This window comes from Streptomyces ruber, assembly GCF_014648075.1.
Taxonomy (GTDB): Bacteria; Actinomycetota; Actinomycetes; order Streptomycetales; family Streptomycetaceae; genus Streptomyces; species Streptomyces ruber.
Window position 1 is genome coordinate 49,215 of sequence record NZ_BMQK01000011.1, and the last position, 18,797, is coordinate 68,011.

Annotated in this window: 17 protein-coding genes and 1 pseudogene; 15 read left to right on the forward strand and 3 right to left on the reverse strand. The window is 72.7% G+C overall.

The window, feature by feature from the left end; all coding sequences use genetic code 11:
• Positions 1 to 11 precede the first annotated feature (11 nt).
• Complete coding sequence (locus IEZ04_RS22160; protein ID WP_189218704.1) at positions 12 to 674, reverse strand: N-acetylmuramoyl-L-alanine amidase; 663 nt, start codon at positions 672 to 674, stop codon at positions 12 to 14.
• Positions 675 to 734: 60 nt separating this feature from the next.
• Here IEZ04_RS22160 and mnmA point away from each other — a divergent pair, with 60 nt between their 5' ends.
• A complete protein-coding gene (mnmA, locus tag IEZ04_RS22165; RefSeq protein ID WP_189218705.1) occupies positions 735 to 1,871 on the forward strand; it encodes a tRNA 2-thiouridine(34) synthase MnmA in 1,137 nt (378 codons plus the stop codon).
• A 3-nt stretch (positions 1,872 to 1,874) separates the two neighbouring features.
• Here mnmA and IEZ04_RS22170 read toward each other — a convergent pair whose 3' ends face one another.
• Complete coding sequence (locus tag IEZ04_RS22170; protein WP_189218706.1) at positions 1,875 to 2,207, reverse strand: DUF427 domain-containing protein; 333 nt, start codon at positions 2,205 to 2,207, stop codon at positions 1,875 to 1,877.
• A 51-nt stretch (positions 2,208 to 2,258) separates the two neighbouring features.
• Here IEZ04_RS22170 and IEZ04_RS22175 point away from each other — a divergent pair, with 51 nt between their 5' ends.
• The 14 genes and pseudogenes from IEZ04_RS22175 (at position 2,259) to IEZ04_RS22240 (ending at position 17,491) form a co-directional block, all read left to right on the forward strand.
• Positions 2,259 to 2,798, forward strand: coding sequence for an LOG family protein (locus tag IEZ04_RS22175; RefSeq protein ID WP_189218707.1), 540 nt, complete (start codon positions 2,259 to 2,261; stop codon positions 2,796 to 2,798).
• A gap of 119 nt (positions 2,799 to 2,917) precedes the next feature.
• Entirely contained in the window at positions 2,918 to 3,607 is a 690-nt protein-coding gene (locus tag IEZ04_RS22180; protein WP_189218708.1) for an SDR family oxidoreductase, read from the forward strand.
• A 47-nt stretch (positions 3,608 to 3,654) separates the two neighbouring features.
• Positions 3,655 to 4,686 carry a methionine synthase gene (locus tag IEZ04_RS22185; protein WP_268245682.1) on the forward strand — a complete coding sequence of 344 codons (1,032 nt, stop codon included), beginning with the start codon at positions 3,655 to 3,657 and terminating at the stop codon, positions 4,684 to 4,686.
• Between the two features lie 15 nt (positions 4,687 to 4,701).
• Complete coding sequence (ligA, locus tag IEZ04_RS22190; RefSeq protein ID WP_189218709.1) at positions 4,702 to 6,897, forward strand: NAD-dependent DNA ligase LigA; 2,196 nt, start codon at positions 4,702 to 4,704, stop codon at positions 6,895 to 6,897.
• Positions 6,898 to 7,126: 229 nt separating this feature from the next.
• Positions 7,127 to 9,475, forward strand: a complete 2,349-nt coding sequence (locus IEZ04_RS22195) for a putative bifunctional diguanylate cyclase/phosphodiesterase (RefSeq protein WP_189218710.1) — start codon at positions 7,127 to 7,129, stop codon at positions 9,473 to 9,475.
• Positions 9,476 to 10,106: 631 nt separating this feature from the next.
• Complete coding sequence (gene gatC / locus IEZ04_RS22200; protein ID WP_189218711.1) at positions 10,107 to 10,403, forward strand: Asp-tRNA(Asn)/Glu-tRNA(Gln) amidotransferase subunit GatC; 297 nt, start codon at positions 10,107 to 10,109, stop codon at positions 10,401 to 10,403.
• Positions 10,404 to 10,410: 7 nt separating this feature from the next.
• Positions 10,411 to 11,913: an Asp-tRNA(Asn)/Glu-tRNA(Gln) amidotransferase subunit GatA gene (gatA, locus tag IEZ04_RS22205; protein WP_189218712.1), complete on the forward strand. Its 1,503-nt coding sequence runs from the start codon at positions 10,411 to 10,413 to the stop codon at positions 11,911 to 11,913.
• Entirely contained in the window at positions 11,910 to 12,158 is a 249-nt protein-coding gene (locus IEZ04_RS22210) for a hypothetical protein (protein WP_189218713.1), read from the forward strand. The genes gatA and IEZ04_RS22210 overlap by 4 nt, the downstream gene beginning before the upstream one ends.
• A 15-nt stretch (positions 12,159 to 12,173) precedes the next feature.
• Positions 12,174 to 13,694, forward strand: a complete 1,521-nt coding sequence (gene gatB / locus IEZ04_RS22215) for an Asp-tRNA(Asn)/Glu-tRNA(Gln) amidotransferase subunit GatB (protein ID WP_189218714.1) — start codon at positions 12,174 to 12,176, stop codon at positions 13,692 to 13,694.
• Positions 13,695 to 13,902: 208 nt separating this feature from the next.
• A complete protein-coding gene (locus tag IEZ04_RS22220; RefSeq protein ID WP_189218715.1) occupies positions 13,903 to 14,478 on the forward strand; it encodes a GNAT family N-acetyltransferase in 576 nt (191 codons plus the stop codon).
• Positions 14,479 to 14,513: 35 nt separating this feature from the next.
• Positions 14,514 to 15,188: a hypothetical protein gene (locus tag IEZ04_RS22225; RefSeq protein WP_189218716.1), complete on the forward strand. Its 675-nt coding sequence runs from the start codon at positions 14,514 to 14,516 to the stop codon at positions 15,186 to 15,188.
• 158 nt (positions 15,189 to 15,346) lie between these two features.
• Complete coding sequence (locus tag IEZ04_RS22230; protein WP_189218717.1) at positions 15,347 to 15,523, forward strand: hypothetical protein; 177 nt, start codon at positions 15,347 to 15,349, stop codon at positions 15,521 to 15,523.
• Between the two features lie 119 nt (positions 15,524 to 15,642).
• Positions 15,643 to 17,130 (forward strand): annotated as a pseudogene (locus IEZ04_RS22235) (LuxR C-terminal-related transcriptional regulator); the annotation flags it as partial.
• Between the two features lie 130 nt (positions 17,131 to 17,260).
• The gene (locus IEZ04_RS22240; protein ID WP_189218718.1) at positions 17,261 to 17,491 is read left to right on the forward strand and encodes a DUF6191 domain-containing protein; all 231 of its coding nucleotides are present in this window, start codon (positions 17,261 to 17,263) and stop codon (positions 17,489 to 17,491) included.
• A gap of 76 nt (positions 17,492 to 17,567) precedes the next feature.
• Here the strand turns inward: IEZ04_RS22240 and IEZ04_RS22245 are convergent, their stop codons facing one another.
• Entirely contained in the window at positions 17,568 to 18,737 is a 1,170-nt protein-coding gene (locus IEZ04_RS22245; protein WP_229821187.1) for a PQQ-dependent sugar dehydrogenase, read from the reverse strand.
• Positions 18,738 to 18,797 lie beyond the last annotated feature (60 nt).

The following is an 18,797-nucleotide window of genomic DNA, read 5'->3' on the forward strand; positions in this document are numbered from 1 at the left end:
GGCGGACGGCGTCAGGCCTCGGTCGTCCGCGCCTCCCGCACCAGCCGCAGGTACCGGTCCCAGTCGAAGTGCGGGCCGGGGCAGGTGTGGTCCGAGCCGGGCACCTCCACGTGCCCGATGATGTGCTGCCGGTCGACCGGGATGTCGTACCGCGCGCATATCCGGGCCGTGAGCTGGGCGGACGCCGCGTACATCTCGTCCGTGAAGGCCGACGGATCCTCCACGACGCCCTCGTGCTCGATGCCGATGCTGCGCTCGTTGTAGTCGCGGTTGCCCGCGTGGTACGCGACGTCCAGCTCGCGGATCATCTGGGTGATGTGACCGTCCCTGCGGACGATGTAGTGCGCGGCCGCCCGGTGCGCCGGGTTCTGGAACACCTGCACGGCGCTGTCGAAGCTGCCCTGGGTGATGTGGATGACCACCATGTCTATGGAGTAGTCGTCGGGCCGGTCCGCGGCCCGGTAGTTGGCCGGGGACGCCGCCACCCAGCTGGCCTTCGTGAAGTCGACGTCGCCCTCCGTACGCGGCTTCTGAGCGCCCGGCGCCTGCCAGTACAGCCGGACCAGGTCCTCGCGCGCGAGCACGACGAGACCGGCGGCCGCCGCGCCGCCCATGAGCAGGGAGCGCCGCCCGAGCAGCCGCCCGCCGTTCTTGGAAGCTTTTCTTTCCCCCACGGACGCATCAACGGATACGGGCGGCCTCCGGTTCCCGGCGCCCCGTACTCTTGAGGAGTTATGACTGAGACCTCGCAGCGCACCCGTCCCCTCCGCGTCCTCGCCGCCATGTCGGGCGGGGTGGACTCCGCCGTCGCCGCCGCCCGAGCCGCGGAGGCGGGCCACGACGTGACCGGTGTGCACCTCGCGCTCTCCGCGAACCCGCAGTCGTTCCGCACCGGGGCGCGCGGCTGCTGCACCATCGAGGACTCGCGCGACGCGCGCCGCGCCGCGGACGTGATCGGCATCCCGTTCTACGTGTGGGACCTCGCCGAGCGCTTCCGCGAGGACGTGGTGGACGACTTCGTCGCCGAGTACGAGGCGGGGCGCACCCCGAACCCGTGCCTGCGCTGCAACGAGAAGATCAAGTTCGCCGCCCTCCTGGACAAGGCGCTGGCCCTGGGCTTCGACGCGGTCTGCACGGGCCACTACGCGCAGGTCGTCACGCTGCCCGACGGCACGCGCGAGCTGCACCGCGCCTCCGACATGGCCAAGGACCAGTCGTACGTCCTCGGCGTGCTGGACGAGAAGCAGCTCGCCCACGCCATGTTCCCGCTCGGCGACACGGTCACCACCAAGGAGGAGATCCGCGCGGAGGCCGAGCGCCGGGGCCTCGCCGTCGCCAAGAAGCCCGACTCCCACGACATCTGCTTCATCGCCGACGGCGACACCCAGGGCTTCCTGGCCCGCCGCCTCGGCAAGGCGGAGGGCGACATCGTCGACGAGTCCGGCACGAAGATCGGCACCCACGAGGGCGCGTACGGCTACACCATCGGCCAGCGCAAGGGCCTGCGCATCGGCACCCCGGCCCCCGACGGCAAGCCGCGCTACGTCCTCGACATCTCCCCGGTGGACAACACGGTGACGGTCGGCCCGGCCGCGTCCCTGGACGTCTCCGCCCTCACCGCGATCAGGCCCCGCTGGTGCGGCACGGCGCCCTCCGGCCCCGGCACCTACACGGCCCAGCTCCGCGCCCACGGCGGCGAGACCGAGGTCACCGCCGAGCTCGTGGACGGCGAGCTGCGCGTCTCCTTCGCGGAACCGGTGCGGGGCGTGGCCCCCGGTCAGGCGATCGTGCTGTACGACGGCACGCGCGTGGTGGGGTCGGCGACGATCGCGTCCACCACGCGCGCGAGGGCGGCCGTCGGCGCGGGCTGACCCCTAGCCCACCACCTCGGTCTCGTAGAAGCAGTAGTGCCCCTGGAGCTCGGCGACCTCCGCCTTGGGCTCGGGGTACGCCCAGACGACGTCCGCCGCGTCCGGCACCGACCAGTAGGACGCCGTGCCCTTGAACGGGCAGTACGTGGTGGTGTCGGAGGCGGTGAGCAGATCCATGCGTACGTCCCCCTCGGGGATGTAATAGCGCGGGGGACAGCCCGTCTCGCGCAGAACCAGGGGGCGGGTGCTGTCCGCGAGCACCGTGCCGTCGCGCACCACGTGCACGTGCTCGGTGCTCGGCTCGATGGTGATCTCGTGTCCGTGTCGAGTGGTCATGCAGAGGTGAGCGCCGGGAGGGCCGGGCTTCTTCCCCGTACTGTGATGCCCATGAACATCTGTGTCTTCCTCTCCGCCGCCGATCTCGACGAGCGCTACACCCGCCCCGCGCGCGAGCTCGCGAAGCTGATCGGCAAGGGCGGGCACTCCCTGGTGTGGGGCGGGTCCGACGTCGGGCTCATGAAGGTCGTCGCGGACGGGGTGCACGAGGCGGGCGGGCGGCTGGTGGGCGTCTCCGTCGAGTTCCTGTCGGACCGGGTGCGGCCGGGGGTCGACGAGATGGTCGTCGCGAAGGACCTCGCCGAGCGCAAGCGGCTGCTGCTGGAGAAGGCCGACGCGGTCATCATCATGGTCGGCGGCACCGGCACGCTCGACGAGGCGACCGAGATCCTGGAGCTGAAGAAGCACGGGCACACGGACATGCCGGTGGTGCTGCTGAACACGGCCGGGTTCTACGACGGGCTCAAGGAGCAGTTCCGGCGGATGGAGGACGAGGGCTTCCTGCCGCGGCCCCTCGCCGACCTGGTCTTCTTCGCGGAGGAGCCGGTGGGGGCGCTGGCCCACCTGGAGGAGTCGTTCGGCGTGCGGTGAGGCGCGCGGGGCGCGCCAGGGGTGGCGCGGAGGGTGGCGCGCCGGGCGGAGCCTGGCGCGGCCTGGCGGTGTCACCCCTGGAAGAGCCCTTTCCCCGCGGTGGTGCGAGCATGGCGGACATGGCTACACATGTGATCACCGGAGCCGGCTCCGGCATCGGCGCGGCCGTCGCCCGCCGGCTCCTCGCGCGCGGGGACGAACTCTGGCTGCACGCGCGCGACGCGGGCCGCGCCAAGGAGCTGGCGGCCGAGTTCCCCGGCGCCAGGACCCTGGTGGGCGACCTCGCGGACCCCGACAAGCTCTCCTGGGCCTTCTCGCACCAGACGCTCCCGGACCGCGTGGACTCCCTGATCCACAGCGCGGGCGTCATCGAGCTCGGCCGGATCGGGGACCTGACCCCGAAGTCCTGGCATCAGCAGCTGAACGTCAACCTGATCGCGCCGGCCGAGCTGACCCGCCACTTCCTGCCCCAGCTCCGCACGGCCCGCGGCCAGGTCGTCTTCGTCAACTCGGGCTCCGGGCTGCGCGCCTTCGGCGACTGGGGCGCGTACGCCGCCACCAAGCACGGCCTCAAGGCCCTGGCGGACGCGCTGCGGCACGAGGAGCACGGCAACGGCGTCCGGGTCACCTCCGTCTACCCGGGCCGCACCGCGAGCCCCATGCAGGCCAAGGTGCACCGGCAGGAGGGCAAGGAGTACGACCCCGCCGAGTGGATCGACCCCGAGTCGGTCGCCACGACCATCCTGATGTCCCTGGACCTGCCGAGGGACGCCGAGGTGAACGACCTGACGGTGCGTCCGGGGCGCTGACGCGCACGTGGCGTTGCGTACGCTCCCGGGTTACGTACGCTTCCGGGGTGAGTTCCACAGCGAATGAGAACAGCGGGTCCGGATTCGGGCCCGCCACCGGGGTCGGATCCATGCCCGGCGGGGACGCGCGCGAGGCCGCCAAGACCGTGACCGGCACCTTCGAGGGGCCGGAGACGGGAATGCCGTACCTGCCCGAGCTGCCCGCGCGCGGGCCCGGTGCCGACATGATCGGCCGGACCGCGGGGATGCTCGTCGAGCTGTACGCGCGCGTGGAGCCCAGCGGATGGCGGATCGGGGACCGGCCGGGCCGGGACACCAAGCGGGCGCGTTCGTGGCTCGGGGAGGACCTCGACGCGCTCGAGGAGTTCACGCAGGGGTACGAGGGGCCGCTGAAGGTGCAGGCCGTCGGGCCCTGGACCCTCGCGGCCGCCCTGGAGCTGCGCAACGGCGAGGCCGCCCTGTCCGACCCCGGCGCCTGCCGCGACCTCGCCGCCTCGCTCGCCGAGGGGCTGCGGCTGCACCTCGGCGAGGTGCGGCGGCGCGTCCCCGGCGCACGGCTCGTCCTCCAGCTCGACGAACCCTCCCTCACCGCCGTCCTGCGCGGACAGGTGCGGACCGCGAGCGGCTACCGCACGCACCGCGCCGTGGACCGGCAGCTCGTCGAGGCCACCCTCCGGGACGTCGTGGGGGTGCACGACGGCGGTCCCGTCGTGGTCCACTCGTGCGCGCCCGACGTCCCGTTCGCGCTGCTGCGCCGGGCGGGCGCGACCGCCGTCTCCTTCGATGTCTCCCTGCTCACGGAACGTGACGACGAGGTGATCGGGGAAGCGGTGGAGTCGGGCATCCGGCTCCTCGCGGGTGTCGTGCCGGGCACCGACGGCCCGTTGTCGGACCCTGCGGGTAGCGTCATGGGGGTCAGGACGCTGTGGCGCAGGCTGGGGCTGTCTCCGGGGCTTCTCGCGGACGCGGTCACGGTCACTCCGTCGTGCGGACTCGCGGGGGCCTCCCCGGAGTACGCGCGGCAGGTGCTCGCCCACTGCGTCCGGGCGGCGAGATCCCTCGCGGACAACCCAGAGTAACGGGAGGACAACACGGTGGCCGGCGACAAGCAAGCGGAGTCCACAGCGGTACCCGCCGAGGCACGGCAGAAGCACGTACAGCTCGCCGAGCAGGTCGAGGAGCACCGCTTCCGGTACTACGTGAAGGACGCCCCCGTCGTCAGCGACGCGGAGTTCGACGACCTCCTGCGCTCCCTGGAGGCGCTGGAGGAGGAGTACCCGGAGCTGCGCACGCCCGACTCGCCGACCCAGAAGGTCGCCGGGTCGTACCAGACGGAGTTCACCGCGGTCGCGCACCGCGAGCGCATGCTGTCCCTCGACAACACCTTCAACGAGGACGAGCTGGCCGCCTGGACCGAGCGCGTCGCCAGGGAACTGGGCTCGCAGGAGTACCACTTCCTGTGCGAGCTCAAGGTCGACGGCCTCGCGGTCAACCTCACCTACGAGCACGGCCGCCTCACGCGCGCGGCGACCCGCGGCGACGGCCGCACCGGCGAGGACATCACGCCGAACGTCCGGACGATCGCGGAGATCCCCGACCGCCTCAAGGGCGACAGCGTCCCCGACCTCGTCGAGATCCGCGGCGAGGTCTACTTCCCGATGGAGAAGTTCGAGGAGCTGAACGCCCGTCTGGTGGAGGCGGGCGACAAGCCCTTCGCCAACCCGCGCAACGCGGCGGCCGGTTCACTGCGCCAGAAGGACCCGCGCGTCACCGCCACCCGCCCGCTGCACATGGTGGTCCACGGCATCGGCGCCCTGGAGGGCTTCTCGGGCCTCACCCGGCTCTCCGAGGCGTACGAGCTGCTGCACTCCTGGGGCCTGCCGACCGCCCGGCACAACCGCGTGGTCGACGGCCTCGACGGCATAAGGGAGTTCATCGCGTACTTCGGCGAGCACCGTCACTCCGTGGAGCACGAGATCGACGGGGCCGTCATCAAGCTCGACGAGATCCGCCTGCAGGGGCGGCTCGGCTCCACGGCACGCGCACCGCGGTGGGCGATCGCCTACAAGTTCCCCCCGGAAGAGGTCAACACCAAGCTCGTCGACATCAAGGTGGCCGTCGGCCGTACCGGCCGCGTCACGCCGTACGCCCAGGTCGAACCGGTCACGGTGGCCGGTTCCGAGGTCGAGTTCGCCACGCTGCACAACCAGGACGTGGTGAAGGCCAAGGGCGTGCTCATCGGTGACACGGTGGTGCTGCGCAAGGCCGGCGACGTGATTCCGGAGATCCTCGGACCGGTCGCCGACCTGCGCGACGGCAGCGAGCGCGCGTTCGTGATGCCGTCGGAGTGCCCCGAGTGCGGTACGCCGCTCAAGCCGGCCAAGGAGGGCGACGTCGACCTGCGCTGCCCCAACGCCCGCGCGTGCCCCGCCCAGTTGCGGGGCCGGCTCTCCTATCTCGCGGGCCGGGAGTGCCTCGACATCGAGCACTTCGGCGACGTCGCCGCCGCCGCGCTCACCCGTCCCCTGGAGCCCGCCGACCCGCCGCTCGTCGACGAGGGCGACCTGTTCGACCTCACCGTGGAGAAGCTGCTCCCCATCCGGGCGTACGTCCTGGACCCCGACAGCGGCCTGCCCAAGCGCGACCCCAAGACCGGCGAGGAGAAGATCGCCACGGTCTTCGCCAACCAGAAGGGCGAGCCGAAGAAGAACGCGCTGGCCCTGCTGCGGAACATCGAGGCGGCCAAGGAGCGCCCGCTCGCCCGGTTCCTCAACGGGCTCTCCATCCGCCACGTCGGCCCGGTCGCGGCCCAGGCCCTCGCCCGCGAGTTCCGGTCCATCGACCGCATCGAGCAGGCGAGCGAGGAGGAGCTCGCGGGCACGGACGGCGTCGGGCCGATCATCGCCGCCGCCCTCAAGCAGTGGTTCGCCGAGGACTGGCACCGGGAGATCGTCCGCAAGTGGAAGGCCGCCGGGGTGTCCCTGGAGGACACGGGCTCCGGCGAGGACGAGGGCCCGCGTCCGCTGGAGGGGCTCACCGTCGTCGTCACCGGCACGCTGGAGCACTACACACGGGACGGGGCGAAGGAGGCCCTGCAGAGCCGGGGAGCGAAAGTGACCGGTTCCGTCTCCAAAAAGACTTCTTTCGTTGTTGTGGGTGACAGTCCTGGATCGAAATATGACAAGGCGATGCAGCTCAAGGTGCCTGTGCTGAACGAGGAGGGCTTCGCCGTTCTGCTCGAACAGGGGCCGGAAGCAGCCGCGGAAGCAGCACTTCCGACCGAGGAGTAGCGGTTGAAGGCCACCCGTTCGGCGCATACCAGATGCATATGGGTGGCCGGGTCGCATTCGGGCAACCGTCGGCGACCGCTGCCCGTGGAAGCCTTCTGCGGCCTACTGTTGAGGTGTGCGCCTGCCGTGCCCGGACGCGTGGTGGGTTTTCAGACGCGGTGCCGTTGAAGGTATGTCAGGAGCAACGGGCCGCGCTGCATGGGCACCGCCGGCTGTGAGAGGGACGGGAATGGAACCGACCGAGAGCGCCGCCCCGGATTCGCGGCTGCGCCTGCGCCGGCTGCCCGGAGCATGGCTGAGCGGCCGACGGGCAGGGGCAGGGCGGCCGTCGGGGCGCGCGGACGCGGACGCGCGGGGCGCGGTGACGAACGGACCACTCGCCTGGCAGCGCACGCACCGGGGCACCGGGCGCGGCATGCCGACGACGGGCACGGGCACGGGTCACGACGCCGAGCGCGGCGGGCCCGCGGGACATGACCCCCACGGCCCCCATGATCTCCACGACCCCCATGACCCCCATGACGCCGAACGGCACCTGTCGTGGCCCGCGTTGCCCGCCGCCGCCGTCGTCGTGGCGGGCGCGGTGCTGGGCGCCGGGTTCTACCGGGCGTTCAGCGGCCACCACGCGCTCTTCCCGTCCGGCGCGGCCGGCTGGGCGCTGGCGGTGCTGGCCGGCGTCGTCGTCGGCCACCTCGTCGCCCTGGGCCGCTCCCGCTGGTGGGGCGGCACCGGGTCCGGCGCCGCCCTCGTCCTCGCCGTCCTGCTGCTGTACGGCTGGGTGCCGGCCGGAATGGTCAGCCTCACCGTCGTCGTCCTGGTCGGCGCCGCCCGCCGGGGCCACTGGCGGCGGGGCGTGCTGCACGGCGCGGTGGACATCCTCGGCATCGGCGCCGGGGCCCTGGTGCTCGGCGCGTTCGGGCGCGTCCCCTCCGTCGAGTCGCCCTGGAACCCCGAGACCTGGAACGTCTACGCGGCGCCCCAGGTCGTGCTGGTCGCCGCCGCCTACCTGCTGGTCACCCGCGGTCTGCTCTGGTACCTGCACGCGCCGCGCGGCGGCGGGGTGCCCACCATCGCCCGCACCGCGCTGGTCCGGCAGGGGCTCCTCGCGGTCGCGCTGCTCGGCATCGCGCCGCTCATCTGCGTGGTGGCCGTGGCGCAGCCGGTCCTGCTGCCCCTGTTCGCCATCCCCCTGCTCGCGCTCGACTCCACGCTGCACTTCGCCCGTGTCCGCGCCGAGGAGCAGCTGCGCGACCCGCTCACCGGGCTGCCCAACCGGCAGTGGCTGCTGGAGCGGACCTGGACGGCGCTCGACGACGCGGAGCGGCTCGGTGCCCGGTCGGCCCTGATGCTGATCGACATGGACCGCTTCCGGTCCGTCAACGACACGCTCGGACATCTCGCGGGCGACCGGCTGCTCCTCCAGATCGCCGACCGGCTGCGGCTGGCGCTGCCGCGCGGTGCGGAGGCCGCGCGCCTGGGCGGCGACGAGTTCGCCGTCCTGCTGCCGATCGCCGACTCCACGACGTCCGCCAGCCGGGTGGCGCGCAACCTCGTCTCCGCGCTCGGCTCGCCGCTGGACCTCGACGGGCTCACCCTCGTCCTGGAGGCCAGCGCCGGACTGGCCGTCTTCCCCGACCACGCGCTCGACGCGGAGGGGCTGCTGCGCCGGGCGGACGTGGCGATGTACCAGGCGAAGCGCGACCGTACGGGGGTGGAGGTGTACGAGTCCAAGCGCGACTCGAACACCCCGGACCGCCTCGGGCTGCTGGGTGACCTCCGGCGTGCCCTCGACGCGCACGAGGTGGACCTCCACTACCAGCCCAAGGTCCGCTTCGACGGGCAGGTGGCCGGACTGGAGGCGCTCGTGCGGTGGGTGCACCCCGAGCGCGGCAAGGTGCCGCCGGACGAGTTCATAGCGATAGCCGAGTCCTCCGGGCTGATGCCGCACCTGACGGAGTACGTGCTGGAGACGGCCCTCGGCCAGGTCGCCAAGTGGCGGGCCCAGGGGCTGCACGTCCCCGTCGCGGTGAACGTGTCGCCGCGCGACGTGCACACCCCCGGCTTCGCGGGCGCGGTCGCCGGCCGGCTCGCCCGGCACGGCGTCCCGGCGGGCGCGCTGCAGCTGGAGATAACCGAGCACGTCCTCCTGGAGGACCCGCAGCGGGCCGCCGACACCCTGGCCGGCCTGACCGGACACGGCGTGAAGATGTCCCTGGACGACTTCGGCACCGGCTACTCCTCCCTGGTGCACCTGCGACGCCTCCCGGTGAGCGAGCTGAAGATCGACCGCTCGTTCGTGGCCCGGCTCGCGGTCGACACCGAGGACGCGGAGATCGTCCGCTGCACCGTCGACCTCGCGCACTCCCTGGGCCTGCTGGTGGTCGCGGAGGGCGTCGAGGACGACGAGACCTGGGAGCGGCTGCGCGACCTCGGCTGCGACGCGGTCCAGGGCTGGCTGGTCGCCGCCGCGATGCCGCCGGAGGAGACGACGGCGTGGCTGCGAGCCCGCGGCTCCCGCGGCTGGCAACGCCCGGCCGCGGCCCTGCCGGCGGCGACGGCGGAGGAGACGGCGGGCTGAGCCGCCTTCCCGGGCCTCCCCTCCGGGCCGGGTTCCGAGGCAGCCTCCCGGGACCGCTCACCGAGGTCCCTGCCCGACCGGCTTCCGGGGTTGCCGTGCCGGACGGGTTTTCGGGCTTTCCTTCCTGGATCGCCTTCCCGGGGTTGCCGTGCCGGACGGGCTTGCGGGGCTCCCTTCCTGGATCGCCTTCCCGGGGTTGCCGTGCCGGACGGGCTTGCGGGGCTCCCTTCCTGGATCGCCTTCCCGGGGGTCCCTACCTGGATGGCTGCCTGGCTTCCCTGCCTGGATCGCCTCCCGGTACCCCTTCCGGGATCGCCCCCTGGATTGTCTGTCCGGACCGGCATCCGAAGCCCACCTCCTGGACCGCCTCCCGCCCCCTGACCGCCTCTCAAGCCCTCCCTGCCCCCTCCCGGACACCCTCGCCGGAAACCGCCCCCGGCGCCCCCTCCCCGGAACCGCCGCGCAGCCTCCGGGCCCAGCCGTCACCCACGGTGGCGAGGGGGCGTACGCGCCGCGGGAGCCCTCCGTCACCGCCCCAGGACCGCCCCCGGAGAAACCGGTGCGCGGGCATGCCGGGCCGCAGCCTAGGATTGGGCGCAAACCACACTCACTCACCCCAGAGGATCGCTGCATGCCTGGCATCACGCGCGAGGAGGTCTCCCACCTCGCCCGGCTGGCGCGTCTGGAGCTGAAGCCCGAAGAGCTCGACCACTTCGCGGGACAGCTGGACGACATCATCGGCGCGGTGGCCCGCGTCAGCGAGGTCGCCGACCAAGACGTACCGCCGACCTCGCACCCGCTGCCGCTGACGAACGTCATGCGCGCGGACGAGGTCCGTCCGTCGCTCACCCCCGAGCAGGCGCTGTCCGGCGCCCCGGCCCAGGAGCAGCAGCGTTTCAAGGTGCCGCAGATCCTGGGGGAGGACTGATCACGTCATGACCGACAGCAACAGCATCATCAGGCTCACCGCCGCGGAGACCGCGGCGAAGATCGCCTCCGGCGAGCTCACGGCCGTCCAGGTCACCGAGGCCCACCTGGCGCGGATCGAGGCCGTCGACGAGAAGGTGCACGCCTTCCTCCACGTCGACCGCGAGGGCGCCCTCGCGCAGGCCCGCGCCGTCGACGAGAAGCGGGAGCGCGGCGAGAAGCTCGGCCCGCTCGCCGGCGTGCCCCTCGCCCTCAAGGACATCTTCACCACCGCCGGGGTGCCCACCACGGTCGGTTCCAAGATGCTCGAGGGCTGGATCCCGCCGTACGACGCGACGCTGACGAGGAAGCTCAAGGACGCCGACGTCGTCATCCTCGGCAAGACCAACATGGACGAGTTCGCCATGGGGTCCTCCACCGAGAACAGCGCCTACGGGCCGACCGGCAACCCCTGGGACCTCACCCGCATCCCCGGCGGCTCCGGCGGCGGCTCCTCCGCCGCCCTCGCCTCCTTCCAGGCCCCCCTCGCCATCGGCACCGACACCGGCGGCTCCATCCGCCAGCCCGCCGCCGTCACCGGCACGGTCGGCGTCAAGCCGACCTACGGCGGCGTCTCCCGGTACGGCATGGTCGCCTTCTCGTCCTCCCTCGACCAGGGCGGCCCCTGCGCCCGTACGGTCCTGGACGCGGCGCTCCTGCACGAGGTCATCGGCGGTCACGACCCGCTCGACTCCACCTCCATCGACGCACCCGTACCGCCGGTCGTCGAGGCCGCGCGCAACGGCTCGGTGGCCGGGATGCGCGTCGGCGTCGTCAAGCAGTTCCGCGGCGAGGGCTACCAGGCCGGCGTCGTCCAGCGCTTCGACGAGTCCGTCGAGCTGCTGAAGGAGCTGGGCGCGGAGATCGTCGAGCTGGACTGTCCGTCCTTCGACCTGGCGCTGTCCGCCTACTACCTGATCGCCCCGTCCGAGTGCTCCTCCAACCTCGCCCGCTTCGACGGCCTGCGCTACGGCCTCCGCACCGGCGACGACGGCACGCACTCCGCCGAGGAGGTCACCTCGCTCACCCGTGAGGCGGGCTTCGGCGACGAGGTCAAGCGCCGCATCATGCTCGGCACGTACGCGCTCAGCTCCGGCTACTACGACGCGTACTACGGCTCCGCCCAGAAGGTCCGCACGCTCATCACGCGCGACTTCGAGAAGGCCTTCGAGCAGGTCGACGTGATCGTCTCCCCGACGACCCCGACCACCGCCTTCCCGATCGGCGAGCGCGCCGACGACCCGATGGCGATGTACCTCGCGGACCTGTGCACCATCCCGACCAACCTGGCCGGCAACGCCGCCATGTCCCTGCCCTGCGGCCTCGCGCCGGAGGACGGGCTGCCGGTGGGCCTCCAGATCATCGCCCCGGCGATGCAGGACGACCGTCTGTACAAGGTGGGTGCGGCCGTCGAGGCCGCCTTCGTGGAAAAGTGGGGACACCCGCTGCTCGAGGAGGCTCCGTCGCTGTGAGTGCACTGTCCAAGGCCAAGGGGTTCAAGGACTTCAAGGCGTCCAAGTCCGGTCTGTACCTGTCGATGGCCACGTCGGCGTTCGGCATGTTCGGCGCGGTCAAGCAGATCAAGAAGGCCCGTTCCGAGAACGACACGCTGCGGCTGGTCGACGCCGTCGTGACCGGCGCAGCGGTCGTCACCAACCTCGCCATCCTCTACCGCGAGCTGAAGCGCCTCGGCGACGACGACGTCCTGCTGGGCTGAGAGGGAAGTTTCACCGTGACCACCACGACCGACACCGACCTGGTGTCGTACGAGGACGCGCTCGCGTCGTACGACCCCGTCATGGGCCTCGAGGTCCATGTCGAACTCGGCACCGCGACGAAGATGTTCTGCGGCTGTTCCACCGCGCTCGGCGCCGAGCCGAACAGCCAGACCTGCCCGACCTGCCTCGGCCTGCCCGGCGCGCTCCCGGTCGTCAACGCGACCGGCGTCGAGTCCGCCGTCAAGATCGGCCTCGCGCTGAACTGCGAGATCGCCGAATGGTGCCGTTTTGCCCGGAAGAACTACTTCTATCCGGACATGCCGAAGAACTTCCAGACCTCCCAGTACGACGAGCCGATCGCCTTCGACGGCTACCTCGACGTACAGCTGGAGGACGGCGAGACCTTCCGCGTGGAGATCGAGCGCGCCCACATGGAGGAGGACACCGGCAAGTCGCTGCACGTCGGCGGTGCCACCGGCCGGATCCACGGCGCGTCCCACTCCCTGCTCGACTACAACCGCGCGGGCATCCCGCTCATCGAGATCGTCACCAAGCCGATCGTCGGTGCCGGGGAGCGCGCGCCGGAGGTCGCCCGGGCGTACGTCCGGGAGCTGCGCGAGCTGATCCGCGCGCTCGGCGTCTCCGAGGCCCGTATGGAGATGGGCCAGATGCGCTGCGACGTGAACCTGTCGCTGATGCCGAAGGGCAGCGAGAAGTTCGGCACGCGGAGCGAGACGAAGAACGTCAACTCGCTGCGCAGCGTCGAGCGCGCCGCGCGCTTCGAGATCCAGCGCCACGCCGCCGTGCTGAGCGGCGGCGGGACGATCGTCCAGGAGACGCGCCACTTCCACGAGGACACCGGGTCCACGACCTCGGGCCGCGTGAAGGAGGAGGCCGAGGACTACCGGTACTTCCCGGAGCCCGACCTGGTGCCGGTCGCCCCGGCCCGCGAGTGGGTCGAGGAACTGCGCGCCGCCCTGCCCGAGCTGCCGCTCGTCCGCCGCAACCGGCTGCGCGAGGAGTGGGGCATCTCCGGCACGGACATGCAGGCCATCCTCAACGCCGGTGCGCTGGACCTGATCGTCGCCACGATCGACGCGGGCGCCGACGCGGCCTCCGCCCGCAAGTGGTGGATGGGTGAACTCGCCCGCTCCGCCAACGAGTCGGGCAGGACCCTGGACGAGCTGGCCATCACGCCCGAGCAGGTCGCGCGCGTCACCGCACTGGTGACCTCCGGCGACCTGAACGACAAGCTGGCCCGCCAGGTCATCGAGGGCGTCCTCGCGGGCGAGGGCACCCCGGACGAGGTCGTCGAGAAGCGCGGCCTGAAGGTCGTCTCCGACGAGGGCGCGCTGACCGCCGCCGTCGACGAGGCCATCGCCGGCAACCCGGGCGTCGCGGACAAGATCCGCGGCGGCAAGGTCGCGGCCGCCGGCGCCCTCGTGGGCGCGGTCATGAAGGCCACGCGCGGCCAGGCCGACGCGGCCCGCGTCAAGGAGCTCATCCTGGAGAAGCTGGGCGTCGGCGAGGGCTGAGCAGGTCCCGTACGGCTGAGCAGGTCCCGTACGGCCGAGGGCGGTGCACCGGGTGCGGTGTGCCGCCCTCGGCCGTCCCCCGGTCCGACCGCGTGCGAAAAGCCGGGCGGCGAAGTCTCCGCCCGTGCCAGGATTCCGGGGCGCGCCGGGGACGGCCCCGGCCGACGTCTTCGGCGCCGGTGGGCGCTGGTGAAGGAGCGGGAACAGGATGTACGCCATACCCCTGGGCGACGACGGTGCGGAACTGCGGCCCCTGGAGCCCTGGCACGCCGAGGAGTTCCTCGCGCACCTCGACCGCGGGCGCGAGTTCGTCCAGACGCACATCCCGTTCGGCGCCCAGGCCACCGACGTGGGCTCGGCGCGGGCGCTCCTCCAGTCGTACGCCGACAAACGGGCCGCCGACACCGGCAGCCTGCACGGCGTGTGGCTGGACGGGAAGCTCGTCGGCGGGGTGCTCGTGCGGATCTTCGACGCTGCGCACGGCGTCTGCGAGGTCGGCTGCTGGCTCGAACCGGCCGCCACGGGCCGTGGACTGATCACCCGGGCCATGCGGGTCCTCATCGACTGGCTGGTCGACGAGCGCGGCGTGCACCGCGTGGAGTGGCAGGCGTCGTCCGCCAACCAGCCCAGCATCGCCGTGGCGCGGCGGCTGGGCATGAGCCGTGACGGCGTGCTGCGGCAGAGCTACCCGTACCGGGGCGTGCGCCAGGACATGGAGGTGTGGTCGGTACTCGCACCGGAGTGGCGTACGGCACGCGCGCGTGCCGTGCACAAGGATCGTTAAGGGACTTCTCAGACGACGTCCGTACGGTGCGAGGCATGGGAACGAAGACAGTGGACGACAAGGACACCGGCGCCGAGGCCGGCACCGGGGCGAAGAGCGGCGAGACGAGGAGCGGCGAGGCGGCGCGGGACGTCACCGGGATCTCCGTGGAGAAAAGCCCGGAGGCGCCCGCCGGTACCTCCGACGAGGAGGCCACGGCCACCGCCGGCCAGGAGACCGCAGAACCCGAGGCCGCAGAACCGGGGGTCGACGGCCAGGAGGCCGACGGCCAGGGGGCCGACGGGCCGGAGGGGGCGCGCAGCCGGAACGCCGCCTCCGCCGGGGTCGGCCAGGGTGCCGCGGCCGTCGTCTCCGCCGGGCTCGGCATCGTGTCCCTGTCCGGCAGCTGGCTCGGTACGGTCGCGCAGGCGCGCGAGTCGCTGTTCGGCCAGCTGGAGACCGCGGCCGACGCGGGCGTCGCCACCCAGATCCAGCAGGTCTACGGCGACTCCTGGAACGCCAACGCCCTGGTCGCCGGTGTGTTCGCGCTGGTCGCGCTGGTCGTCGGTGTGGTCGTGCTGGTCCGGCCCGCGTTCGGCGCCCCGGACCGGACGCAGGCGCCGTGGATCAAGTCGGTCGCCTGGGCGGGCGTCTCGCTCGGCGTCATCGGCCTGGTGCTCGCCGCACTGAAGTACTCCGACGTGCTGCTCTCGATGCCGACGACGAGTTGATCTGAGGTCCTCAGGCCGGCCGTACGCACCGTACGGATGCTCTGAGGCCCTTCACGCGCGCGGGAGATGCGGAAGTCTCCCGATGCGGCGGAATCCCCTGCGGGACGAGGGTTCAGACATCGCACCGAGCGATGTCCGTCGTCACCAGGGGGGAAGACATGTTCGACTACGAGCTGCACTGGATCCGCTCCGCCGAGCTGATCCGCGAGGCCGGGCGTCACCGGCTCGCCCGGGAGGCGCGCCGTGCCGCGCGCGGGACGCCGACGGGACGGAGCGCCCCGAGGCGGTACCCCGCCCGCCCACCTCGCCGGCGGCGCTTCGCGCGCGCGGCATGAGGGGCACGGGCCGCCCGTCACCGTCCGGCGCCGGGATGTCGGTGCCGCGTGTGATGCTCGGCGGTGTGGGGACCAGATCCGTCAGCCCGGTGTTCGTCGGCCGCGCCGACGAACTGCACGTGTTGCACGACGCGCTCGCCCGGGCGGCCGGCTGGGCCGAGCTGGCCGCCGCCCAGGAACTGGTGCGCGGGCTGCCGCCGTCGCGGGTGCACGCCGAGGTGCTGACCATGATCGCGGGCTGGTCCATGGTGCACGCGCCCGGCCCCGAGGCACTGCTGGACGCCCAGCGCGCCGTCGAGTACGCGCGCATGGTGGGCGCCGGGGACACCGAGCTCAACGCGCGCCTCACGCTCGGCAGCCTGATGGTCGACGCCGGTGACGTCGAGGAGGGGCTCGCCGCGATGTACGCGGTCAGGGACGAGGCGGTCGAGCGGTCCCTCACCGCCCTCGTCGGCCGCAGTCACGTCAACCTGCCGTCGTGCCTGGACGGCGTGGGCCGCGCCCGGGAGGCCGCCGAGGTACTGCGGGAGGGGCTGGAGCACACGCGGCGGCTGGGCCTGCCGGAGACCGAGGCCTTCGTCCGGAGCAACCTCGCCGAGTCGCTGTTCGCGCTCGGCCGCTGGGACGAGGCCGTCGAGTCCGCGTCGAAGGCGGCGACGCTCGCCCGGAGCGCCAAGCCGCGCGGCAGCGGCTGCCTCCACCTCGCCTCCCTGGCGCTCGCCCGCGGTGACGCCGGCGAGGCAGCCCGCCTCCTCGCCGACGCCCGCGGCCACTACGGCACCCACGACCTCGTGCCGCAGTACGCCATACCGCTGACCGGGCTGACCATCGGTGTGGCCGCCGCCGAGGGTCGCATCCCGGGAGCGCGGGCCGCGCTGCAACGTGCCCTCGACACCGGTTTCCCGCCCGGCACCCAGCGCTACGCCTGGCCCCTGCTGCTCACCGCCGTCACCGCGGAGGCCGACGCCCGCGGGCTGCCGGCCGCCGAAGAGGGCCGGGCGGAGATCCTCGGACGCGTGGCCACGGTCCTCAGGCGGCTGCCCACGGGCGCGCCCGTGTGGCGGGCCCACGAGGCGTGGGTGCGCGCCGAGCTCCTCCGCGCCGGGGGCGTGCCGGCGCCGGAGCCGTGGTCCGCGGCGGTCACCGCCTTCGAGCCGCTGGAGCGTCCGTACGACCTCGCCCGGGTGCGCCACCGTCTGGCCGAGGCACTGCCGGCGAGCGGCGCCGACGAGGAGGGGCGCGACCGCGCGGCGGAACTGCTGAGGCAGGCCGCCGCCGTCGCCGGCCACCTCCGTGCCCGGCCGCTCGCCGACGAGGTGGCACGGCTCGCCCGGCGGGCCCGGCTGCCCCTCGCGCGCCCGCCGGGGACGCCGTCCCCCGCCGCCGCCGACCCGGTCGAGGCACTCGGCCTGACCGGCCGTGAGCAGGACGTGCTCCGCCTGGTCGCCGAGGGCCGCAGCAACCGCGGGATAGCCGAGGAGCTCTTCATCTCACCGAAGACGGCCAGCGTCCACGTCTCCAACATCCTCGCCAAGCTGGGCGTCTCGGGACGCGGGGAGGCGGCGGCGATGGCACACCGGTTGCGGATGTTCTCCAGGACGCCCTGACGGACCGGCGGAAGGCCGCCATGATGGACGCCCTGACGCACGAGACGTAGCCTGCGGCTGACGAGACATGGCCCGTGACGTGAGCGGGCAGGAACCGGTGGCGCCGGGAGACCGGCCCGGGGAGGTGCCCGTGTTCAACGCCTTTGAGGAACTGTTCGCTCCCGGACACAAACACACCAGCGACGAACGCAACCGGCTGGAGACGACCCGCGAGGACGTCGGCGACAGCGATCCCGGGCGCGGGCCCATAGACCTGGACTCCGGCACGGCGGTCATACGTCCGCCGGCCGCCCGCCCGCACGAGGAGGCGGGACCCGACGACCCGGACGGAGGCGGTGAGGGGGACCGGAGCGAGGACTGAGGGACCGACGGGGCGCCCGTCCCCGCCTGTTCCTGATCGGGCCGCGGCTCCGGTGTCCCTGATGTCTCTGCTGTCCCTACTTCACCTGCAGTTCGAGAATCTTGTCGTCCCCGTCGCCCGGCGACCCCCGGCCGTCCGTCTCGCTGGTGGTCAGCCAGAGCCTGTCGCCGCCCGCGGAGACGACCGTACGCAGGCGTCCGTACTCCCCGGTGAGAAAGGCCTGGGGGTCGGCGGAGACCTCCGTGCTTTCGAGCGGGATGCGCCACAGCCGCTCACCGCGCAGCCCCGCCATCCAGACCGAACCCTGCGCGAAGGCGATACCGCTGGGAGACGCGTCCGCCACCCGCCACTGGGCCACCGGGTCGACGAAGCCCGACTCGCCGGCCTTGCCCTCCGCGTCCGGCCAGCCGTAGTTGCCGCCCGGCTCGATCAGGTTCAGCTCGTCCCAGGTGTCCTGGCCGAACTCCGGGGCCCACAGCCGCTGCTCGCCGTCCCAGGCGAGACCCTGCACATTGCGGTGGCCCAGGGAGTAGACCAGCGAGTCGTCGAAGGGATTGCCCGGCGCGGGCTCGCCCTCCGGCGTCATGCGCAGGATCTTGCCGCCGAGGGACTCCTTGTCCTGCGCCAACCGCCCCTCGTAGCGCTCGCCGGTGCTGGCGTACAGCATCTTGTCCGGGCCGAAGGCCAGCCGGCCGCCGTTGTGGTTCGTGCCCTTGGGGATGCCGCGCAGGATCGTGTCGGGAGCGCTCAGCTGCTCGCCCTCCGGCTGCTCCGGGTCGTACCGCATGCGCACGATGCGGTTGTCCGAACCCGAGGTGAAGTACGCGTAGACCATGTGGTCCGAGGTGTACTCGGGGGAGACGGCGATGCCCAGCAGCCCGCCCTCGCCGGCGGCGGCGACCCCGGGAACCTCACCGACCTCCGTCTTCTCGCCGGTCTCCGTGTCGACCAGGACGATCGTTCCCTCGTCCCGGGACGACACCAGCAGGCCGCCGCCGGGCAGCGGCGCCAGGCCCCAGGGCGAGTCGAGGCCCTCGGCGACCGTGCGCACGACCTTCACCGAGCCCTTCGCGGGCGGCGCGTCCCCGGTGGCCCGCCCGGACGGCGAGGCCCCGGACCGGGTGCCGCCCGGAGCGGCGCTCGCGCCGTCGCCCGCCTCCTCGCCCCCGCCTGCGGAACAACCGGCCGTCACCAGAAGCACGGCCGCGGCCAGGAAGGCCGTCACTGCTCGACGTTGCACGATCACGATCCCTTCGACGCGGAGGTCACCGGCCCGTACCCCGTGAGTGCCCCACTGCGGCGTGGG

Coding starts and splice junctions, on each gene's coding strand:
- IEZ04_RS22230 (WP_189218717.1), top strand. CDS start 15,347: ATGTTCGACTACGAGCTGCACTGGATCCGCTCCGCCGAGCTGATCCGC.
- IEZ04_RS22175 (WP_189218707.1), top strand. CDS start 2,259: ATGAACATCTGTGTCTTCCTCTCCGCCGCCGATCTCGACGAGCGCTAC.
- mnmA (WP_189218705.1), top strand. CDS start 735: ATGACTGAGACCTCGCAGCGCACCCGTCCCCTCCGCGTCCTCGCCGCC.
- IEZ04_RS22195 (WP_189218710.1), top strand. CDS start 7,127: ATGGAACCGACCGAGAGCGCCGCCCCGGATTCGCGGCTGCGCCTGCGC.
- IEZ04_RS22180 (WP_189218708.1), top strand. CDS start 2,918: ATGGCTACACATGTGATCACCGGAGCCGGCTCCGGCATCGGCGCGGCC.
- gatC (WP_189218711.1), top strand. CDS start 10,107: ATGCCTGGCATCACGCGCGAGGAGGTCTCCCACCTCGCCCGGCTGGCG.
- IEZ04_RS22220 (WP_189218715.1), top strand. CDS start 13,903: ATGTACGCCATACCCCTGGGCGACGACGGTGCGGAACTGCGGCCCCTG.
- gatA (WP_189218712.1), top strand. CDS start 10,411: ATGACCGACAGCAACAGCATCATCAGGCTCACCGCCGCGGAGACCGCG.
- IEZ04_RS22225 (WP_189218716.1), top strand. CDS start 14,514: ATGGGAACGAAGACAGTGGACGACAAGGACACCGGCGCCGAGGCCGGC.
- IEZ04_RS22170 (WP_189218706.1), bottom strand. CDS start 2,207: ATGACCACTCGACACGGACACGAGATCACCATCGAGCCGAGCACCGAG.